We start from the raw sequence: 19755 nt of genomic DNA on the forward strand, positions 1-19755 counted from the left end.
CTCATCGGGCCGAGACATGACTTTACAGCACATCCCGGCCCGATCTCAAATCGGGCGTTTTCGCCGGTATCTGGCCGGCGAAAACAGGGAACTAGTCGTCCGTGAGGGTGACGCCAATGCCGCCCACAAGGGTGGCAGAGATGTTGTAGAGCACGGCGGAAAGCATGGAGAGCGCGGTCAGCAGGACCACGTTCACTACCGCGATGATGGTGGCGAAGGATGCCACCTGGCCCAGGGAAGCCACCTTCTTCAGCTCGAAGCCGCCGCCTTCGGAGCCGGCCAGGGTACCCAACAGGCTGTCCACTTGGTCGAAGATTCCGGTGAGGTCAAGAACAGTCCACAGCACAATGGCGGCCACCACGGTGACAATTCCCAGTGCCACGGACAGCAGGAAAGCCATCTTGAGGACGGACCACGGGTCCACCTTGCTGATCAGCAGCCGTGCACGCCGGACCTTCGCTTTCGGAGCAGGCTTGACGAGGCCCGGGGTGCCTTGCCCTGGACCGGCCGACGGCGGTCGCTGGCCGGGTGCCGGGCGCTGGCCGGGCTGTCCCACGGGACGCTGGGCCGGCGGTCCCGCCGGCCGGTCGCCCTGGGCCGGACGCTGGCCGGGGACTGCCGGGCGCTGCCCCTGGGCGGCGGCAGGGGCGGCAGGGCGCTGTTGCGGACGAACGGGGGCGTTTACCCGTGGAGCGGCTGAGGGCCGGCTGCCGTCGGGAACCGTACTGTTCGACTTGGGAAATGAGTCGGGATTACTCACTCGTTACCTCCGTGTAGTCTTCGTTCTGCTCAGCGTTGCCCGAGGCGTCCTCTGACTCAACGGCCGGTGGTTCTTCTGCCAATGCTGGGCTGGCTGATTCCTCGAGGGATCCGCCGTCTTCAGCCAACGTTACGTCATCCTCCGGTGATTCCTCGCCCTCGAGGCCGCGTTCGCTGTTGCGTGCCACCTCGATAATCCGGTCGTTTTTGTCCGGCTTGGCAAAGATCACGCCCATGGTGTCACGACCCTTGGCGGGGACGCCGGCAACGGAGGACCGGACCACTTTGCCGCCCTCCATGACCACCAGCACCTCATCCTCTTCCTGGACGATCAGCGCGCCCACGAGGTCGCCGCGTTCTTCGGCAAGCTTGGCTACCTTGATGCCCAGCCCGCCGCGTCCCTGGAGCCGGTATTCCTCCACCGCTGTCCGTTTGGCGTACCCGCCCTCGGTCACGATGAAGACGTAGGAGCCGTCAGTCACCACATTGGCGGCCAGCAGCTCATCCTCCTCGCGGAACTTCATTCCGGTGACTCCGGAGGTTGCCCGGCCCATGGGCCGGAGGGCATCCTCGGTGGCGGTGAAACGGATGGACTGGCCCTTGCGGGACACCAGCAGGAGGTCGTCGGTTTCCGAAACCAGCTGCGCGGACACCAGCTCGTCGCCGTCGCGCAGGTTGATGGCAATCACGCCGGCGGAACGGTTGGTGTCGTAATCCTCGAGCCGGGTCTTCTTGACCAGCCCTCGCTTGGTGGCCAGGACCAGGTACGGCGCCTGCTGGTAGTCCTTCAGGTCCAGGACCTGGGCGATGTGTTCGTCCGGCTGGAACGCCATGAGGTTGGCCACGTGCTGGCCCTTGGCATCGCGGCCCGCCTCCATCAGCTCATAGGCCTTGGCGCGGTAGACGCGGCCCAGGTTGGTGAAGAAGAGCAGCCAGTGGTGGGTGGTGGTGACGAAGAAGTGCTCCACCACGTCGTCGCCGCGGAGCTGGGCACCCTTGATGCCCTTGCCGCCGCGCTGCTGCGAACGGTAGTTGTCGCTGCGGGTGCGCTTGACGTAGCCGCCGCGCGTAATGGTGACCACCATCTCCTCTTCGGGAATGAGGTCTTCCATGGACATGTCGCCGTCGAATCCCATGAGGATCCGGGTACGGCGATCGTCCCCGTGCTTGTCCACGATCTCGCCGAGCTCGGTGCTGATGATCTCGCGCTGGCGCTGCTCCGAGCCAAGGATTTCGTTGTACTCGGCGATCAACGCTTCAAGCTCGGAGTGCCGGTCCTGGATCTTTTGCCGTTCCAGGGCGGCGAGGCGGCGCAGCTGCATGTCAAGGATGGCGCGGGCCTGGAGCTCGTCGATGTCGAGCAGTTCCATCAGTCCGTCGCGTGCCGCTTCGGTGGTGTTGGACGCGCGGATGAGGGCGATCACCTCGTCCAGCATGTCCAGTGCCTTCAGGAGCGCCCGCAGGATGTGGGCCTCTTCCTCGGCCTTGCGCAGCCGGTACCGTGTGCGGCGGGCAATGACATCCATCTGGTGGGTCACCCAGTGCCGGATGAAGGCGTCCAGGCTCAGGGTGCGGGGGACGCCGTCAACAATGGCCAGCATGTTGGCGGAGAAGTTGCTTTGCAGTTCGGTGTGCTTGTAAAGGTTGTTCAGCACCACCTTGGCCACGGCATCGCGCTTGAGCACGATGACCAGGCGCTGGCCCGTGCGTCCGGAGGTCTCGTCGCGGAGGTCCGCAATGCCCTGGATCTTGCCGTCCTTGACCAGTTCGGCGATCTTGATGGCCAGGTTGTCCGGGTTTGCCTGGTACGGCAGCTCGGTGACCACCAGGCAGGTGCGTCCCTGCAGCTCTTCGACATTTACCACTGCGCGCATGGTGACGGAGCCGCGGCCGGTCCGGTAGGCATCCTCGATGCCCTTGTGGCCCAGGATGGTGGCGCCGGTGGGGAAATCGGGACCCTTGATCCGCAGCAGGAGTTCTTCCAGCAGTTCTTCGCGGCTGGCGCCGGGGTTGGCCAGGTACCACTGCACGCCGTCCGCCACTTCGCGCAGGTTGTGCGGCGGAATGTTGGTGGCCATGCCGACGGCGATGCCGGAGGACCCGTTCACCAGCAGGTTGGGGAACCTTGCAGGCAGGATCGTGGGTTCCTGGTTCTTGCCGTCGTAGTTGTCCTGGAAATCGACGGTTTCCTCGTCGATGTCCCTGACCATTTCCATGGCAAGCGGGGCCATCTTCGTTTCGGTGTACCGGGGTGCCGCAGCGCCATCATTGCCCGGGGAGCCGAAGTTGCCCTGGCCGAGGGCCAGGGGGTAGCGCATGGTCCAGTCCTGGATGAGGCGGACCAAAGCGTCGTAGATCGCCGTATCGCCGTGCGGGTGGTACTGGCCCATGACCTCGCCCACCACACGGGCACACTTGTTGAAGGAACGGTCAGGCCGGTAGCCGCCGTCGAACATCGCGTAAAGGACCCGGCGGTGGACCGGCTTCAGGCCGTCCCGGACGTCCGGGAGGGCACGGCCAACAATGACAGCCATGGCGTAGTCCAGGTAGGACCGCTGCATTTCTGTCTGGAGGTCCACCTGCTCCACGCGGTCGATCAGCACGTCGCCTTCAAGAACGGTGTCCGGAGTGCCGGCGTCGGAGGCCGGGTTCTCGGGTGTTTCGTCGCTCATTAATTAATTTCCGTTTCAGGTATATGTGAGATTCCGAATATTAGGACAGCGTGCTTCCTAGATATCGAGGAACCTGACGTCCTTGGCGTTCTGCTGAATGAAGTTGCGGCGTGATTCAACGTCCTCGCCCATCAGGACCGAGAAGATCTGGTCCGCCGCGAGGGCATCGTCCATCGTCACCTGCAGCAGGGTGCGGTGGTCCGGATCCATGGTGGTGTCCCACAGTTCGGTGTAGTCCATTTCGCCGAGGCCCTTGTAGCGCTGGATGCCGTTGTCCTTGGGGATCCGGCGTCCGGCCGCCTGGCCGGCCACGAGTTTCGCGTCGCGTTCGCGGTCGCTGTAGACGTAATCATGGGCTGCGTTGGACCACTTGATGCGGTACAGCGGCGGCTGGGCAAGGTAGACATAGCCGTTCTCAATGAGGGGGCGCATGTAGCGGAACAGCAGCGTCATCAGCAGGGTGGTGATGTGCTGTCCGTCCACGTCGGCATCCGCCATCAGGACGATCTTGTGGTAGCGGAGCTTGGAGAGGTCGAAATCCTCTCCAATACCGGTTCCAAAGGCGGTGATCATGGACTGGACTTCGGCATTGCCCAACGCTTTGTCCAGGCGTGCGCGCTCCACGTTCAGGATCTTTCCGCGCAAGGGCAGGATGGCCTGGGTCTCCGGATTGCGGCCGCGTTTTGCGGAGCCGCCGGCGGAGTCACCCTCGACGATGTAGACCTCGCACTTTTCCGGGTTCTTCGAGGAGCAGTCAGAGAGCTTGCCCGGCATGCCGAAGGATTCCAGCGGGCTCTTCCGGCGGGCGTTGTCCCGTGCCTTGCGTGCGGCCATTCGGGCCTGCGCTGCGGAGATCGCCTTCCGGATGACGTCCCGGGCGGGCCCGGGGTTGCGTTCCAGCCAGTCACCCAGTCCGTCAGTTACCACGCGCTGGACGAAGCCCTTGACCTCGGAGTTGCCGAGTTTGGTCTTGGTCTGGCCTTCGAACTGGGGTTCGGCAAGCTTGACGGAAATGACGGCGGTAAGGCCTTCGCGGATGTCGTCACCGGTGAGGTTGTCGTCTTTTTCCTTGATGATTCCCTTTTCACGCGCGTAGCGGTTGATCAGGGACGTCATGGCAGCGCGGAAGCCTTCTTCGTGGGTTCCGCCTTCATGGGTGTTGATGGTGTTGGCGTACGTGTGCACACTCTCCGAGTAGGCGTTGGTCCACTGCATCGCCATTTCGAGGGCTATCTTGCGTTCTTTGTCCTCGGTTTCGAAGGCGATGACGTCTTCGTGGACCACATCCACCTTTTTGCCGGAGTTCAGGTGCTTGACGTAGTCCAGCAGGCCTTCGTCGTACTGGTACACCACGGTGCGGTGCTCTGCACTGACTTCGCCCTCGGTGACGACGGCGTCCAGGTCCAGGTCGGCGTCGGCATCCGCCTCAGCAGCGGTGCGCTCGTCCGTCAGCGTGATGCGAAGGCCCTTGTTGAGGAAGGCCATCTGCTGGAAGCGGGCGCGCAGCGTCTCAAAGTCGAATTCGGTGCTTTCGAAGATCGCGGGATCCGGGTAGAAGGTCTGGGTGGTACCGGTGAGGTCCGTTTCCTCACCCTTGACCAGGCTGCCCTGCGGCTTGCCGCCGTCCGCGAAGGACATCCGCCAGACATGGCCCTGGCGCCGCACTTCAGTATCCACGCGGCTGGAGAGGGCATTGACCACGGAGATGCCGACGCCGTGGAGGCCGCCGGACACGGCATAACCGCCGCCGCCGAACTTTCCGCCGGCGTGCAGGATGGTCATGACCACTTCAACCGTGGGCTTGTGCTCCGTAGGGTGCATGTCCACGGGAATGCCGCGGCCGTCGTCCACCACTTTCACGCCGCCGTCGGCCTGCAGGACAACCTCGATGTGGGTGCAGTAGCCTGCAAGGGCCTCATCCACCGAGTTATCAACAACTTCGTAGACGAGGTGGTGGAGTCCGCGCGGTCCTGTAGAACCGATGTACATGCCCGGGCGCTTCCGTACCGCCTCCAGGCCTTCAAGGACAGTGATGTCGCTGGCACCGTATTCACGCGGCGTCGCCGATGCGGCCGGGGTGTCAGGCGTACGGGCATCCTCGACTGCGGATTCAGCTGCCAGAATATCTGTATTGTCGTTAGCCACAGGCGCTGTCGACTCCTCTGTTCTCGATGATGGCCGGCCGAGTCCCCTCCTGGATCAGGAAAGTCATCCGCCAACAGGCACAAACTTATAGCGCCGGTGGCCTGCTGACGGTGGGGATCCGCACTCCGCGTGCTGTGAGCGCGCGAAAACGGACTCAGTCAACGTTTCACCCGCGCCCAGTTATCTACACCGATTCTACCGCGCGACAGCCCATTTCCCCGCATTCCAGGGCCGTCGGCGGACAGTGCTGTGCCCATGCGAGGGCATTGGCCGCGCCTAGGGCGCGCTGGAAGTACGGCCTCCGGGTGCCTATACGCCCGGCGTCCCTTACAGCGCTCTACACGCCGTTGGGCGGATTTTCAAGAGTCCGGTGCCGGCACTACCCGTAAGTGTCCCGGGGGCCCCGGCCGTTTACCGAGCGGCCGCCCTTGCGCCAGCTCGGTGCCGCAGGGCCGAGCACCTTGATGCTGGTTACCACTCCGTCGCCCAGCTCCACCCGGAACTTCTCCAGGAGGCTGGTGCTTAGCAGGCGCAGCTGGGTGGCCCAGGCGGTTGAGTCGCACCGGACGTGCAGGGTGGTGTCGGTGAAACTTTCCGGGACGCAGTGGGCCGAGATTTCAGGACCAACCAGGGTTGCCCATTCAGCCATCACGGACCCCACCGCCACCGGGGAGGTCCAGCCGCGTTCCGCCACCAGGCGTCCCACCACCTTGCCCAGGCCAAGGGGGTCGCGGCCCGTGGCGTGGAACTGGCTGAAGCCTCGGGTGTCGCGGGTGCCCTTTTTCGCCTTTGAGGTGCCCGGGCGGTGCGCTGCCCTGCGGATTTCGCCGCGGGCTGCGGCTGCTTCCCGCATCCGGTTCAGGGCAACCTGCGGGGCATCGATGTTGTCGGGATCGCGGCCGGGCTGGAGCCCGCCGCCCTTCTCATTGTCCCTGCTCATCAATACCTCCCGGGATGACCTTCACCCGCCGTCCGGACAGCTCTTCCGGGATGTCGGCGTCGACGGCGGCGGTCACCAGGACCTGCTCCGCGCCGGAGACTATTGCGGCCAGTTTACGCCGCCGCTGGACGTCCAGCTCGGCAAAAACGTCGTCGAGGATCAGGATGGGAGCAGACCCTCCGGTACGGGCGTCGTCCAGCATCACATAGTAGGAGGCGAGCCGCAGCGAGAGGCACATGGACCATGTTTCGCCATGCGAGGCATAACCCTTGGCCGGCGCCTGGCCCAGGATGAGTTCCAGCTCGTCGCGGTGCGGTCCCACGAGCGAAATGCCCCGTTCGATTTCCTTCCGGCGGGATTCGGCGAAGGCGCGGACGTACCGCTCCGCCAACTCGTCCACAGAGAACCGGCGCAGGTCTTCCACGTCCGGCGAAGTACCTCCGGCCGCGGTGCCCGCGGCGGGAGGGAGCGCTGCGCCGTCGTCGTCCATCTGGCTCTGGAGGGTGGAGCGGTAGACGGCGTCTGCCGGTTTTGACGCGTCGGTGAGGTCCGCATATGCCCGCGCCAGATGCGGGCGCAGCCGCTCCACCAGTTCAAGCCTGGCGTGGAGCAGTTCGGCGCCGGCCTTCGCCATGTGCTGGTCCCACACGTCGAGGGTTGCCTCATGGGCAGGAGTGAATTTGCCCGCCCGGGCAGACTTCAGCAGCGCGTTGCGCTGCTTCAACACGCGGTCGTAGTCGCTGCGGGTCGCGGCATGATGCGGAATAAGGCTCGCGAGCAGCTCATCCAGGAAGCGGCGCCGGTTCGAGGGATCTCCCTTGACCAGGGCCAGGTCCTCCGGAGCGAAGAGGACCGTTTGGCATATGCCGAGCAGGTCACGGGCGCGCACCGGATTACTGCGGTTGATCCGGCCGCGGTTTGCCCGCCCTGCGTTGATTTCAAGTTCCAGGACCGTAGTCTGCCCGCCCCGGACCAGGCGGGCCCGCACCAACGCCCGGTCCGTTCCAAACCGCAGGAGGGGTGCATCCGAGCTGACGCGGTGGGAGCTGAGGGTGGCCAGGTAGCCGATGGCCTCCATCAGGTTGGTCTTGCCGATGCCGTTGTATCCCACCAGGACTGTGACGCCCGGAGCCAGGGCAAGGTCAACCTGGGCGTAGCTGCGGAAGTCGGTCAGGGAGAGGTGTTCGAGGTACACGCGGTTTTCGGCAATTCTGGGAACCTCGCGGTTCCCGGCTGGATGCTACTTGGCGGGGCGGGTGGCGTGGCCGCCGAACTGGTGGCGCAGTGCGGATACCATCTTCATGGCCGGTGAGCTGTCCTCGCGCGATTCGAAGCGGGCGAACAGTGCCGCAGTGATGGCCGGGGCGGGAATTGCGTTGGCAATGGCCTCTTCCACCGTCCACCTGCCCTCGCCCGAATCCTCGACGTAGTCGTCAATGTTCTTCAATCCCGGGTCTTCATCCAGCGCCTTGACCAACAGGTCCAGCAGCCAGGACCGGACCACCGTGCCTTTTTGCCAGGCGCGGAAGGTTCCGGGAAGGTCGTTGATGATGTCTTTGGAAGCCAGCAGCTGGTATCCCTCGGCGTATGCCTGCATCAGGCCGTATTCGATCCCGTTGTGGACCATCTTGGCGTAATGCCCTGCGCCGATCCCGCCCACGTGCACAAAGCTGTCCTCACGTTCGCCCTCCGGGCGCAGGGCATCAAACACCGGAAGGGCGCGTTCGATATCCGCAGCATCTCCGCCCGCCATCAGGCCGTAACCGTTCTGCAGGCCCCAGACTCCGCCGGAGACGCCACAGTCCGCAAAGCGGATGCCCTTGGCGGCGAGGAGTTCACCGTGTTTCTGGTCCTCCGTGAACCGCGAGTTTCCGCCGTCGATCACCAGGTCGCCCTCGGCGAGTTTGTCGCCAAGTTCCTTGATGACGGCGTCCGTGATCTCACCGGCGGGAACCATGACCCAGATCAACCGCGGCACCGGGACTGCGGCAAGGAGTTCATCAAGGGTGGCGACGTCGGTGATGTCCGGGTTCCGGTCGAAACCGGTGACCTCCACGCCGCCCTTGCGCAGGCGTTCGCGCATGTTGAATCCCATTTTGCCAAGGCCGATCAGTCCAATGTGCATTCTGGAACTCGTTTCTGCGCTAGAGGTGTGGCTGCGGGACCGTGTTCCCAACTAGGTAGCGCTAAGTGTCGTTTTGAACCTCCAAAACGACACTTGGCGCTACCTAGTTGGAGGGGGCTAGTTGGGCAGGCGGACCGGCATCACCAGGTAGCGGTAGTCATCCTGGTCCTCGCCGTCGGCGTCCGCCTGGGCTGTGATCATGGCCGGCTTGGGCGCAGTGGTGAACGAGAACCGGACGAACTTGGTCTCGATCACGCTGAGTCCTTCCACCAGGTAGTGGGGGTTGAAGGCCACGGTGATGTCGTCACCGGAAAGCTGGGCCTCAAGTTCCTCGGAAGCCTGGGCGTCCTCGCCGGTACCGGCGTCCAGGTTCAGGAGCCCCTGGGTGAAGGCGAGCCGAACGGGGGTGTTGCGTTCAGCTACCAGGGAGACACGGCGCACCGCTTCAACAAGCTCCTGGGTCTGAACCGTGGCATGGATGGGAGTCGAGTCCGGGAACAGCGAGCGGATCTTGGGGTAGTCCCCGTCCACCAGCAATGAGGTGGTGGTTCGTCCGCCGCTTTCGAAACCGATCAGCCTGCTGTCGTCGTCGGCGAGGGCAAGGTTGATGTCACCGCTGTTGCCGAGGGTCTTGGCAACTTCGTTCAGGGTTTTTGCCTTGACCAGGGCGCTGGTGGAGATGCCCGGGGTGACCGGCTTCCACGGCACTTCACGCATGGCAAGGCGGTACCGGTCAGTGGCGAGCAGCGTGATGAGGTCGTCCTCGATTTCCATCCGCACGCCGGTGAGGATGGGCAGCGTGTCATCCTTGCTGGCGGCAATGATGACCTGTGACACCGCCTGGGCGAAGGAATCACCGGGGACAGTTCCGCTGATGGGCGGGAGTGCGGGAAGCGGCGGGTACTCGGCCTCGGGCATCGTGGCGAGATGGAAGCTGCTTCGGCGGCAGGTCAGCGTGACTTTGTTGCCGTCGGTTTCGACGTCGACCGGTGCCGAGGGGAGGCTGCGGCAGATGTCGGCCAGGAGCCGGCCGGATACCAGGATGGTGCCTTCGTCCCGGATGTCCGCTGTGATTTCCAGCCGGGCGGAGGTCTCGTAGTCAAAGCTGGAGAGGCTCACGGTGCCCGCTTCGGCCTTCAACAGCAGGCCGGACAGGACGGGCACCGGCGGCCGCGGAGACAACGACCGGGCTGTCCAGGTGACGGCTTCTGCCAGGACGTCCCGATCGACTCTGAACTTCACGGAAGGGTGCCGCCTTTCATTGCTGCTGCCATAAGACCTGGAACTTCCCGCAGGCAGTTCCAAAAAGTGGGGTGCCCCACCACCTGAACCTGCATGGTCCGTGCTGCAGGAACCACACGAAAACCCAAGGATGGGAGCGCTGCTGACAGCTTAGCCGGAAGATCGGGGATTAACCCATCCCCGATGGTCCCGACTGCCCGGAGGGCCGCCCGGCCCGGTGTGGTCTGGACGAGCGCACAGGTCTTGTTGTTTGAGGGATTTCAATTTTTTGGGATTAGTAGTGTTAATAACTGCTGTGGAAACTGTGGATAACCTTCCCCTGCCGCGGGTTCCAGCGGTTAAGCCCTGTTCATCCACTGTGGGCGGCGCAGGTTTTAAACAGGGTGTGGATGGGGACAAGATTTTTTGCGGTTTTGCGAATCCACAGGCGCCTTAAGGGTTTTAAGCCCATTAACCGCGGTTGTCCCCTTAAGTATCCACAGGCTTATCCACATGCACCTGTTAATAAGGTATGGGTGCGGCCGGCTAGGAGTCGCGCTGCTGCTGCTTGATCCGGTTGGTCAGCTCAGTTACCTGGTTGTAGATCACACGCCGCTCGGCCATCAGTTCGCGGATCTTCCTGTCAGCGTGGATCACTGTGGTGTGGTCGCGGCCGCCAAGTTCCTGGCCGATCTTCGGCAGCGACATGTCCGTGAGCTCGCGGCAGAGGTACATGGCAATCTGGCGCGCCGTCACCAGGGTCCTGGTCCGCGACTTGCTGCACAGCTCTTCCATGCTCAGCTTGAAGTACTCGGCCGTCTGCTGGAGGATCTGGCCGGACGTGATCTCCTGGGCGCCGTCGTCGGTAATTAGGTCCTTGAGGACCATCTCCGCAAGTGCCACATCCACGGGCTGCCGGTTGAGGCTTGCAAAGGCAGTGACCCGGATCAGTGCACCCTCAAGTTCACGGATGTTGCTGGAAATCTTGGATGCGATGTATTCCAGTGCGTCATCGGGAGCAGAGAGACCTTCGCTCAGGGCCTTCTTGCGGAGGATGGCGATGCGGGTTTCGAGTTCCGGCGGCTGGATGTCCGTGAGGAGGCCCCACTCGAAGCGGGACTTCATGCGGTCCTCGAATCCTGCCAGCAGCTTGGGCGGCTGGTCCGAAGTGATGACCACCTGCTTGTTGTTGTTGTGCAGGGAATTGAAAGTGTGGAAGAACTCCTCCAACGTCCGGTCCTTGCCCGCGAGGAACTGGATGTCATCGATGAGCAGAACATCCACGTTGCGGTAGGTGGTCTTGAAGCTGGCGCCCTCATCGTCACGGATGGAGTTGATGAAGTCGTTGGTGAACTCTTCCGAGTTGACGTAGCGGACGCGGATGCCGCTGTAGAGCCGGCGGGCATAGTGGCCGATGGCGTGCAGCAGGTGCGTCTTGCCCAGCCCCGAATCACCGTAAATGAACAGCGGGTTGTAGGCCTTTGCCGGCGCTTCAGCGACGGCGACGGCCGCAGCGTGGGCGAAGCGGTTGGAGGAACCAATGACGAAGGTGTCGAAGACGTACTTCGGGTTCAGGCGGCCGAACTCGTGCGAAGTGCTGGGCAGCATGGGCTGCGGCTTCTGTTCGATGAGCTGGTCCGGGGAGAAGGACGGCTCGACGACGACGGGCTCGGGTTCTTTGTGGATGGGAACCAGGTCCGTGTCCACGTCGATGGCGCACCGGATGTCCTCGGAGAAAACGTTGTGCAGTGCGTCATCCAGGGCGTCCTTGACCTGCGTCTGGAGCACTTCGCGGGTGAGTTCGTTGGGAACTGCCACCAGGAGCGTGGACCCGATCAGGCCCTGCGCCTGGGCAAGGATGACAAAGCCACGCTGCCGTGGTGAGACACGGTGGTCCTGTTCCAGCAGGCTGACAACGCGCCGCCAGGAACTTCCGACAGTATTGGCGTGGTTGGCTTCGTCTACTGTCATCAATCGGTTCCCTCAAAACTTGCTTTGCCTGCATTGCCTGCAGCCGCGAGTCTTGAACCAGGATGGGTTCAGCTTCATCCACAGGGTTATGCACAGCACGTGGATAATCGGCTACTGGGCCACTCTAGGGGATGAAAAGCCTAGAAGATAGCTGGCAAGGGGCTTGTGGATAATTACATGGATGTGGTTTCCAAAACGGCCCTGTGAGCCACTTCATCCACAGCCTCGGAGGGCAGGTTAAGCACAGTTGGGGATAGCCCGCACGTGGAGCCTCAGTTTGACTCAGGGGTTCAGGTTGCCCTAACGTTGTGAAGTCCTTTGTGTCCGCTTTTTGGCCCCATCTGAATCTCTTAGGCGCAGTGCGCTTGAGCAGCCGGGGGAAGCGTGCATATACAAAACTTAGCGTCGGCCAGTTCTTCCCCATACGGTGGGCGCACCTTTGATCCACTGGAGTAACTAACGTGAGCAAGCGGACTTTTCAGCCGAATAACCGCCGTCGAGCCAAGAAGCACGGCTTCCGCCTTCGTATGCGTACCCGTGCCGGCCGCGCCATCCTGGCGGCCCGTCGTGGCAAGGGCCGTACCGAGCTGTCGGCGTAAATAACTGACTTGTCGGTAGACATTTCTTTGCGAGTTTAAGGTGCTGGCCACCCGTAACCGTTTGAGGACTGCAGCCGATTTTTCAACAACTGTACGTTCCGGTGTCCGCAATGGACGCCGGAACGTAGTGTTATATACGGCAGCTATTGCTGCCGACGAACCCAGCCGGATCGGGTTCATCGTTTCCAAGAGTGTAGGGAACGCTGTGGCCAGGAACCTCGTTAAGAGGAGACTGAGAGAAGCAGGTGCTGCCTCGCTGCGCGAGTACGGCACCGGGTTTGCCATAGTGGTCCGGGCGCTTCCTGCGTCCGCAACTGCCAGCTGGGACCAGCTGCTGTCGGATTACAATGCCGCATTGGAATCAACGATGACCCGGCTGGCCGGCCGCCCTGCAAGGGCTGCCGCCAACAGTTCGGCCGGTACTACACAGGAGGGGACACTGCGTGCGTAACGCCACCGCCGTCGTCGTTACCTGTCTCCGACGTAGTGCCGCAGCAGTTGCGCTGTTCCTCTGGAACCTGCCCCGCAACATACTCATTCTTTTATTGAAGGCCTACCGCAAGGTGATTTCACCCTTGTACGGCCAGGTCTGCCGCTTCTTTCCTTCGTGCTCGGCCTATGCCCTCGAGGCGATAACGGTGCACGGCGCCGTCAAAGGAAGCTGGCTGGCAGCCCGGCGCCTGGCGCGCTGCCATCCCTGGAACGCCGGCGGTGTGGACCACGTCCCCGCCGGCCACCGCCACTGGCCTGAAAACCAGACCCCCACAATTGTTGTACTGAACAACCCGGACCAATACCTGGCTGCGCAGTCTGATGGAGAAGGCCGCACTGCGGCCTGACGAATAGGGATATCGTATGGACTTCTTTGAAACAATCATGTTTCCGTTCAAGTGGCTTGTTTCCATCATCATGGTGGGCTTCCACGAAGGGCTGAGCAGCATCGGCCTGCCGGAAGCCTCCGGCTGGACGTGGACGCTGTCCATTATCGGGCTGGTACTGGTGATCCGTGCCGCCTTGATTCCCGTGTTCGTCAAGCAGATCAAGGCCCAGCGCGGAATGCAGCTGCTGCAACCTGACCTGAAGAAGCTCCAGGACAAGTACAAGGGCAAGACCGACCAGCTGTCCCGCCAGGCCATGGCCCAGGAACAGATGGCCATGTATAAGAAGCACGGCACCAACCCGTTCTCTGCCTGCCTCCCCATGCTGATCCAGATGCCGTTCTTCTTCGCACTGTTCCAGGTGCTCTCCGGCATCACATCCGCGAAAACGCAGGGCAAAGGCATCGGCGCCATGAGCCACGAGCAGGTGGTGCAGTTCGATGAATCCAGCATCTTCGGGGCGCCCCTTTCGGCCTCCTTGCTGCACGGCGGAGGGCTCGGCAACCAGACCGCCGTCTGGATCCTCTCCATCCTCATGATCCTTGCCATGACGGCCTCGCAGTTCATTACGCAGAAGCAGATCATGGCCAAGAACATGTCCGAAGAGGCCATGGCCAGCCCGTTCATGCGCCAGCAGAAAATGATGCTCTACATCCTGCCCATCGTCTTTGGCGTCGGCGGCATCAACTTCCCCATCGGTGTCCTGATCTACTGGACCACCACCAACCTTTGGACCATGGCACAGCAGTTCTTCGTCATCCGCCGCATGCCGACGCCGGGATCCCCCGCCGCCAAGGCCCTCGCCGAGCGCCGTGCCGCTAAGGGCCTTCCGGCCTTGCCCATCCTGGGCGGTAAGAAGGACGAGGCGGCAGCCGAGGCTGCTGCCGCCGCGGCCGTGGCGCAGGCCAAAGCCCAGCGCATCCAGCCACAACGCAAGAACAGGAAGAAGAAGTAATGTCTGCCGAGAGCACCGAACACGCCCTTTCCGAGGACATCATCGAGAGCCGGGACGCGTCCGCGAATGGGGAATCCACGGGAACTGACGTACCCAAGGGATCGTCAGCCAGCCGCCTGGAGGAAGAGGGCGACGTGGCAGCGGACTACTTGGAGGAGCTGCTGGACATTGCCGACATCGACGGCGATATCGACATTGAAGTCCGCAACGGGCGCACCTACATCTCCATCGTGACAGAGGAAGAGTCCGATGCCCTGGACAATCTGGTGGGTGAAGACGGAGAAGTCCTTGAGGCACTCCAGGAGCTCACCAGGCTCTCCGTTCTCTCGGCGACTGACAACCGGTCCAGGCTGGTCCTGGATATCAACGGCTACCGCCAGGAGCGTACCGGCCACCTGCAGAAGATCGCGGAAGATGCGGCAGCTTCAGTGAGGGAAAACGGCGAGCCGGTGGCACTGGAACCGATGAGCGCCTATGAACGCAAGATTGTTCATGACGCTGTTGCAGACCTGGGACTGGTCAGTGAGTCCGAGGGCGAAGGCGCCGGACGCCACATTGTTGTGTCCGCAGACTAGAGAATTGCTGATCCGCTAATCATGGTTGACATCACGGCAGCTGAACTCGTGGCCGCTGAGAAAATATTCGGCGACCGGTTGGACCTGGCTAAGCGCTATGTGGAGCACTTGGCTACCTCCGGAACGGAGCGCGGCCTTATTGGGCCGCGGGAGATTCCCCGGCTCTGGAGCCGTCATGTGCTCAATTGCGCTGTCATTGAGAGCGAGATTCCCGAGGGCAGCCATGTGGCCGACGTCGGCAGTGGTGCAGGCCTGCCGGGCCTCTGCCTCGCGATTGCCCGTCCGGACCTGGAACTGACCTTGATCGAGCCACTGGAGCGCAGGGTTATCTGGCTTCAGGAAGTGGTTGACGATCTTGGCCTGGACAACGTCACCGTAATGCGGACCCGGGCCGAGTTGGCAGTGGGACATGTGGAGGCTGACGTGGTGACAGCCCGGGCGGTCTCTGCCCTCAGCAACCTCGCCGGCCTCACGATTCCGCTCCTCGCCGGTAAGGGCGAGGTGGTGGCCATCAAGGGGCGCAGTGCGGCTGAGGAAATCGAAAAGGCCGCCAAGACCATCCGCAAACTGGGCGGCATTGAAACGTCTGTTCTGACTGTGGGCGAGAGCCTGCTGGAGGAACCTACTACTGTGGTGCGCATCGTTGTAAACAAGTCCCAAAAGAAAGCCTAGTTCAGGCCCGGTGACCCAACTCTGCCGGGTCCAGCGGTTAGGCTAGACAACGGCAGCAAATTTGGCCGAACGAGAGTGAGTGTGCCCCAGTGACCAGTAGCGAAGCCTCCACGCAACGGATACCGCCGTTCGTGTCCTTGGGGTCAGCACGTTCCGTCGCTGGTCCCATTGTGCCCCCGGCCAGGGGTGGAATTCATCCGGAAAGGGTTGCGGCAGGCGCCAACGCCATGGCCGTTTCACGTGAAACAACCGTCTCCGGTAGATCCAACATCATCGACGCCATTGATGATTCCAGCCCAATCGCCCGCGAATTGGCACATGAGACCAAACGCCGTGAACGGCTGGTGGGCCGGAAGCTTCCCCGTCCGGAGAACACGCGCGTTTTTACTGTCTCGAACCAGAAGGGTGGGGTAGGAAAGACCACCACCACCGTCAACATTGCTGCCGCCCTTGCCGCGGCCGGATTGAATGTCCTGGTCATTGATATCGACCCTCAGGGCAATGCGTCCACCGCCCTGGGAATCGAGCACCATGCCGACGTGGACAGCATCTACGATGTCCTGATAAACGACGTCCCGCTCGCGGACGTAGTGGCGCCCTGCCCGGACATCAACAATCTGATCTGTGCACCCGCCACCATCCACCTTGCCGGCGCGGAGATTGAACTCGTTTCTTTGGTGGCCCGTGAGCAGCGACTGCGCCGGGCAATTGACGTCTATGCAAAGGCGCGGGAAAAGAACGGCGAGCAGCGGCTCGACTACATCTTTATCGATTGCCCGCCAAGCCTTGGACTGCTGACGGTCAATGCCTTCTGTGCAGCCAACGAGGTGCTGATCCCCATACAGTGCGAGTACTACGCACTTGAAGGACTGAGCCAGCTTCTCAAGAACATTGAGATGATCCAGAAGCACCTCAACGCGGACCTTGTGGTTTCCACCATCCTTTTGACGATGTACGACGGACGGACGAATCTTGCCGCCCAGGTCGCGGCCGAGGTCCGCCAGCATTTTCCGGACCAGGTGCTGTCTGCTGTTGTTCCGCGTTCCGTGCGGATATCAGAGGCACCGAGCTACCAGCAGACTGTCATGACGTACGACCCTTCCTCCAGTGGAGCCCTGTCTTATCTGGAAGCCGCTGCTGAAATAGCAGAGCGCTGAATCTTCAAACTGCAACGACCGGAGCACGGCATGGCCGGGATCTACCACTGGAGGGATTACCAATGAGCGAGAAGCGACGTGGCCTGGGCCGCGGTCTTGGCGCGCTGATTCCAAGTTCCGCCGCCGCCAACGGTTCGGGCAACGGTACAGCCGCCTCCCGTCCGGTAGACCTCTTCTTCCCTGAGGGACGAAGGAAGACGGAACCAGCCGAAGAGGCCGCGGCCAACCAGTCCTCGGACAAGGCAGCAAGCGAAGGGACCGCTGCTCCGTCCACTAAGCAGCCGTCCACCGCATCTCCCGCAGACAAGAGCACTGCCGGAAGAAGCGCCGCCGCAAAGCCCCGTTCTTCCGGCAGTGTTTCCGCGAAAACGGAAAAGGGCAGTGAATCCCCTGCCAAGGGTGAGGCCGCTCCCGATCTGCAGGAGGAGCAGCCAGGGGTGGCTGCTACGGCGTCGGCATCTGGTGATTCCGCTGAACGGGAGGACGAGCCCACCTGGACTGACTCAGGCGTGGAGCTGGTAGAGGTGCCGGGCGTTCGCTTCGCAGAAATTTCAGTCACGGACATCCACCCCAACCGCAAACAGCCGCGATCGGTCTTCGATGAAGACGATATGGCTGAGCTCGTTCACTCCGTTCGTGAAATAGGCGTCCTCCAGCCAATCGTTGTCCGCAAATCAACCGAACCCGGTGGTGAACCCTTTGAGCTCGTCATGGGTGAGCGTCGATGGCGGGCGGTTCAGGCTGCCGGCCTCGAGACCATCCCTGCAATTGTCAGGGACACCACCGACGACGATCTTCTGCGGGACGCCCTGCTGGAGAACCTGCACCGGAGCCAGCTGAACCCCCTCGAAGAGGCGGCGGCCTACCAGCAGCTCCTCGAAGACTTCGGAACCACCCATGAGCAGCTGGCGGATCGTATCGGGCGTTCGCGTCCCCAGGTGTCGAACACCCTTCGGCTGCTCAAACTGCCCCCTTTGGTACAGCGCCGGGTCGCGGCAGGTGTATTGTCCGCAGGCCACGCCCGTGCACTGTTGGCCCTGCCCGACGCTGCAGCGATGGAGCGACTGGCCCAGAAGATCGTGGCTGAGGGGATGTCAGTGCGAGCCACTGAAGAGGCCGTAACGATGTACCAGGATCCCGCCAAGCCGGCGAAGAACAATATCCCCCGTCCTGGTGCCCGCCACGAGCGGCTCGATTACTTGGCGTCCTCCCTTTCTGACCGGCTTGATACCAACGTCAAGATTTCCCTTGGTGTCCGCAAGGGCAAGGTGAGTATCGAATTCGCAAGCGTCGAGGATCTCAACCGGATTATGGATGTCCTCGCGCCTGGTTCGAACAACTAAAGCGCATCGTTCCGCAGAAGGAAGGCCTGATTCCGTGTGAATCAGGCCTTCTTCTTTGAGCTGGGGCTACTTCCGCTTAGTGGTCATTGTCTGGGTTTTGGGGTGCCAGGATGCTGGATCTCTTCGTTTCCTGACCATCTAGTCTGTTAAGACTTTCACGCGAAGGCTGAGTGGAGTTGCTGCGTCTTAGGCAGATCGGGTTTCTATTCGGACTGCCCCGGAAGTCCAGGTTTCCGGCACTGATGATCTCCCGCTCGCTATCGTCACTCCCATGGAGCTGCGGTCTCGGACTCTCCCTATACCCGCCCGAGAGCCGAATAATTGAGGTGCCGGAACGAAATCGGTGCTCTTCCATGGTGGAACTCTCTGTATGTAGTCCTTATGCGCCGCCATCCGCAGCGTTCCCAAATGTGTTTCACGTGAAACCCCCTATTACCAGGCTCTGTTGCCGCTCATCCGTGTCCCCGCCTGCCTTCGGCGGGCACACTAGAGTAGCCCAGAGAATCTCTGTCGCGGGGCCGCGGCGCCCACTCACCTTGTCCGCTGTCCACTTGCCGCTGATAGATACTCGAATCATTTCCGATCGTGGTCGGGGTTGAGGTTGGGTTGTATGTCGGCGGCCGATTCTTTTCTCGTCGTCCTAGGAAAGTTGCCCGAGAACTCGAATGCCACCTTCTAAGTTTTTGGTGGCAGTACCTACGTGATAACAACTACCAAGCAAGTAGCACTCGGGGCTTTCCCTATACCCGCGTAGAGCCGAACAATTGAGGTTCTGGAACGAAATGGGCGTTTCTCCTGGTGGGACTTCCCGCATCGGACCCTATCTGAGCCGCAATCCTTAGTGATTCCACGCGTGTTTCACGTGAAACCCCTGGTAACAGGCAATGTTGCCGATCATCCACGTCTCCTTCGGGCTGGATAGAAGGGTTAGCCCAGCGGACCCAGCGGTTGCCCAGAGTGTCACGGGCCGCGGTGCCCACTCGCTGCTGATAGTTAGTCGGAGTCTTTCCGATCGTCATTGGTTCGGCGTCGGTATGTCGGCGGCCGTCTGTTGTCCCGTCCTGCAAGGCAAGCTTCCCGTGTGGTCGCATGGTCACGTTCTTAGTCCTATCGGAGGCCCCTACCCCGTAACGACTACAGTGCCGGTAGCACGAGTGTCAGGCGCACTGTTTCACGTGGAACATGTGCCCTTGAGGCAAAGAGCTGGTAACTCGGGTTAAAGCCGTCCACTTAGGCTTCAAAGTTCGCGGGCCGTATATCCCGATCCGGCGCACATACATGCACTTTTCGCAGCCGCCACTCCCGGGGCGTGCGAACCAAGGCGCACACACGCCTAGGCACATCGTTCCTGGTTCTGGATGCAACTCGGCCCAGGAGATTCTGCGCGGTGGGCGTGAGTGGTGGCCTGCATTGCAGATACACCCAGGCAGGTTTTGACTGAACGTACGGCATCGTACGGCAGTGTCCGTGGGGCACATTGCCGGACGGACCCCTGCTTGTTTCACGTGAAACGATTGCTAACCCCTAGCGCTCTTGGTTTCCGCAAAGGCACAGCACGAGCAGTCGTCGAGTTTGCGCCTGCAGTAGCTCGATGATTGGCTTCGAGGAGTATGGATGAGAGGGCTACTGACAGGTGTAGGCTCATGACCGGCGAGTGAGCGATGAAGCACCAGACTCATAATCGGGTGCACGCCACTGACGGCTCAAAAGGGGCAACGCGGAGGCCGGATGCTCGGAAGGATA

The 19755-nt window shown here is 62.0% G+C and carries 16 protein-coding genes; 8 read left to right on the top strand and 8 right to left on the bottom strand.

Translation table 11 applies throughout. From position 1 onward, the window contains the following. Window positions 1-91: 91 nt before the first annotated feature. The 8 genes from GK109_RS10010 to dnaA all read right to left on the bottom strand — a co-directional run bounded on the left by GK109_RS10010 (window position 92) and on the right by dnaA (window position 11833). Window positions 92-760, bottom strand: a complete 669-nt coding sequence (locus tag GK109_RS10010) for a DUF3566 domain-containing protein (RefSeq protein WP_370460515.1) — start codon at window positions 758-760, stop codon at window positions 92-94. Continuing rightward, a complete protein-coding gene (gyrA, locus tag GK109_RS10015) occupies window positions 753-3431 on the bottom strand; it encodes a DNA gyrase subunit A (RefSeq protein WP_157240145.1) in 2679 nt (892 codons plus the stop codon). Before gyrA ends, GK109_RS10010 begins: the two co-directional genes overlap by 8 nt. Before the next feature lie 57 nt (window positions 3432-3488). Next, a complete protein-coding gene (gene gyrB, locus GK109_RS10020; protein ID WP_370460516.1) occupies window positions 3489-5576 on the bottom strand; it encodes a DNA topoisomerase (ATP-hydrolyzing) subunit B in 2088 nt (695 codons plus the stop codon). Between the two features lie 379 nt (window positions 5577-5955). Further along, window positions 5956-6516 (bottom strand): DUF721 domain-containing protein, encoded by a 561-nt coding sequence (locus GK109_RS10025; RefSeq protein ID WP_157240147.1) that lies wholly within the window; start codon window positions 6514-6516, stop codon window positions 5956-5958. Then, a complete protein-coding gene (gene recF, locus GK109_RS10030) occupies window positions 6500-7711 on the bottom strand; it encodes a DNA replication/repair protein RecF (protein ID WP_370460517.1) in 1212 nt (403 codons plus the stop codon). Before recF ends, GK109_RS10025 begins: the two co-directional genes overlap by 17 nt. A 45-nt stretch (window positions 7712-7756) precedes the next feature. Continuing rightward, window positions 7757-8641 carry a phosphogluconate dehydrogenase (NAD(+)-dependent, decarboxylating) gene (gene gnd / locus GK109_RS10035; RefSeq protein WP_157240149.1) on the bottom strand — a complete coding sequence of 295 codons (885 nt, stop codon included), beginning with the start codon at window positions 8639-8641 and terminating at the stop codon, window positions 7757-7759. A gap of 117 nt (window positions 8642-8758) precedes the next feature. Then, window positions 8759-9883: a DNA polymerase III subunit beta gene (gene dnaN / locus GK109_RS10040; RefSeq protein WP_321214845.1), complete on the bottom strand. Its 1125-nt coding sequence runs from the start codon at window positions 9881-9883 to the stop codon at window positions 8759-8761. A 525-nt stretch (window positions 9884-10408) separates the two neighbouring features. Then, window positions 10409-11833, bottom strand: coding sequence for a chromosomal replication initiator protein DnaA (dnaA, locus tag GK109_RS10045; RefSeq protein WP_157240151.1), 1425 nt, complete (start codon window positions 11831-11833; stop codon window positions 10409-10411). Window positions 11834-12294: 461 nt separating this feature from the next. Between dnaA and rpmH the strand changes: the two genes are divergently transcribed. The 8 genes from rpmH to GK109_RS10085 all read left to right on the top strand — a co-directional run bounded on the left by rpmH (window position 12295) and on the right by GK109_RS10085 (window position 18012). Next, window positions 12295-12432 carry a 50S ribosomal protein L34 gene (gene rpmH / locus GK109_RS10050; protein ID WP_003800212.1) on the top strand — a complete coding sequence of 46 codons (138 nt, stop codon included), beginning with the start codon at window positions 12295-12297 and terminating at the stop codon, window positions 12430-12432. Window positions 12433-12472: 40 nt separating this feature from the next. After that, entirely contained in the window at window positions 12473-12883 is a 411-nt protein-coding gene (rnpA, locus tag GK109_RS10055) for a ribonuclease P protein component (RefSeq protein ID WP_321214844.1), read from the top strand. Then, window positions 12876-13271 carry a membrane protein insertion efficiency factor YidD gene (yidD, locus tag GK109_RS10060; RefSeq protein WP_370460518.1) on the top strand — a complete coding sequence of 132 codons (396 nt, stop codon included), beginning with the start codon at window positions 12876-12878 and terminating at the stop codon, window positions 13269-13271. Before rnpA ends, yidD begins: the two co-directional genes overlap by 8 nt. A 16-nt stretch (window positions 13272-13287) precedes the next feature. After that, entirely contained in the window at window positions 13288-14265 is a 978-nt protein-coding gene (gene yidC, locus GK109_RS10065; RefSeq protein ID WP_157240155.1) for a membrane protein insertase YidC, read from the top strand. Further along, the gene (locus GK109_RS10070) at window positions 14265-14840 is read left to right on the top strand and encodes a R3H domain-containing nucleic acid-binding protein (protein ID WP_157240157.1); all 576 of its coding nucleotides are present in this window, start codon (window positions 14265-14267) and stop codon (window positions 14838-14840) included. The genes yidC and GK109_RS10070 overlap by 1 nt, the downstream gene beginning before the upstream one ends. Window positions 14841-14861: 21 nt before the next feature. Then, window positions 14862-15512 carry a 16S rRNA (guanine(527)-N(7))-methyltransferase RsmG gene (gene rsmG / locus GK109_RS10075; RefSeq protein WP_157240159.1) on the top strand — a complete coding sequence of 217 codons (651 nt, stop codon included), beginning with the start codon at window positions 14862-14864 and terminating at the stop codon, window positions 15510-15512. Window positions 15513-15601: 89 nt separating this feature from the next. Further along, complete coding sequence (locus GK109_RS10080; RefSeq protein WP_321214841.1) at window positions 15602-16669, top strand: ParA family protein; 1068 nt, start codon at window positions 15602-15604, stop codon at window positions 16667-16669. 62 nt (window positions 16670-16731) lie between these two features. After that, window positions 16732-18012, top strand: coding sequence for a ParB/RepB/Spo0J family partition protein (locus GK109_RS10085; RefSeq protein WP_157240161.1), 1281 nt, complete (start codon window positions 16732-16734; stop codon window positions 18010-18012). The last annotated feature ends 1743 nt before the right edge of the window (window positions 18013-19755 follow it).

The organism is Pseudarthrobacter sp. GA104 (genome assembly GCF_009741265.1).
Taxonomy (GTDB): Bacteria; Actinomycetota; Actinomycetes; order Actinomycetales; family Micrococcaceae; genus Arthrobacter.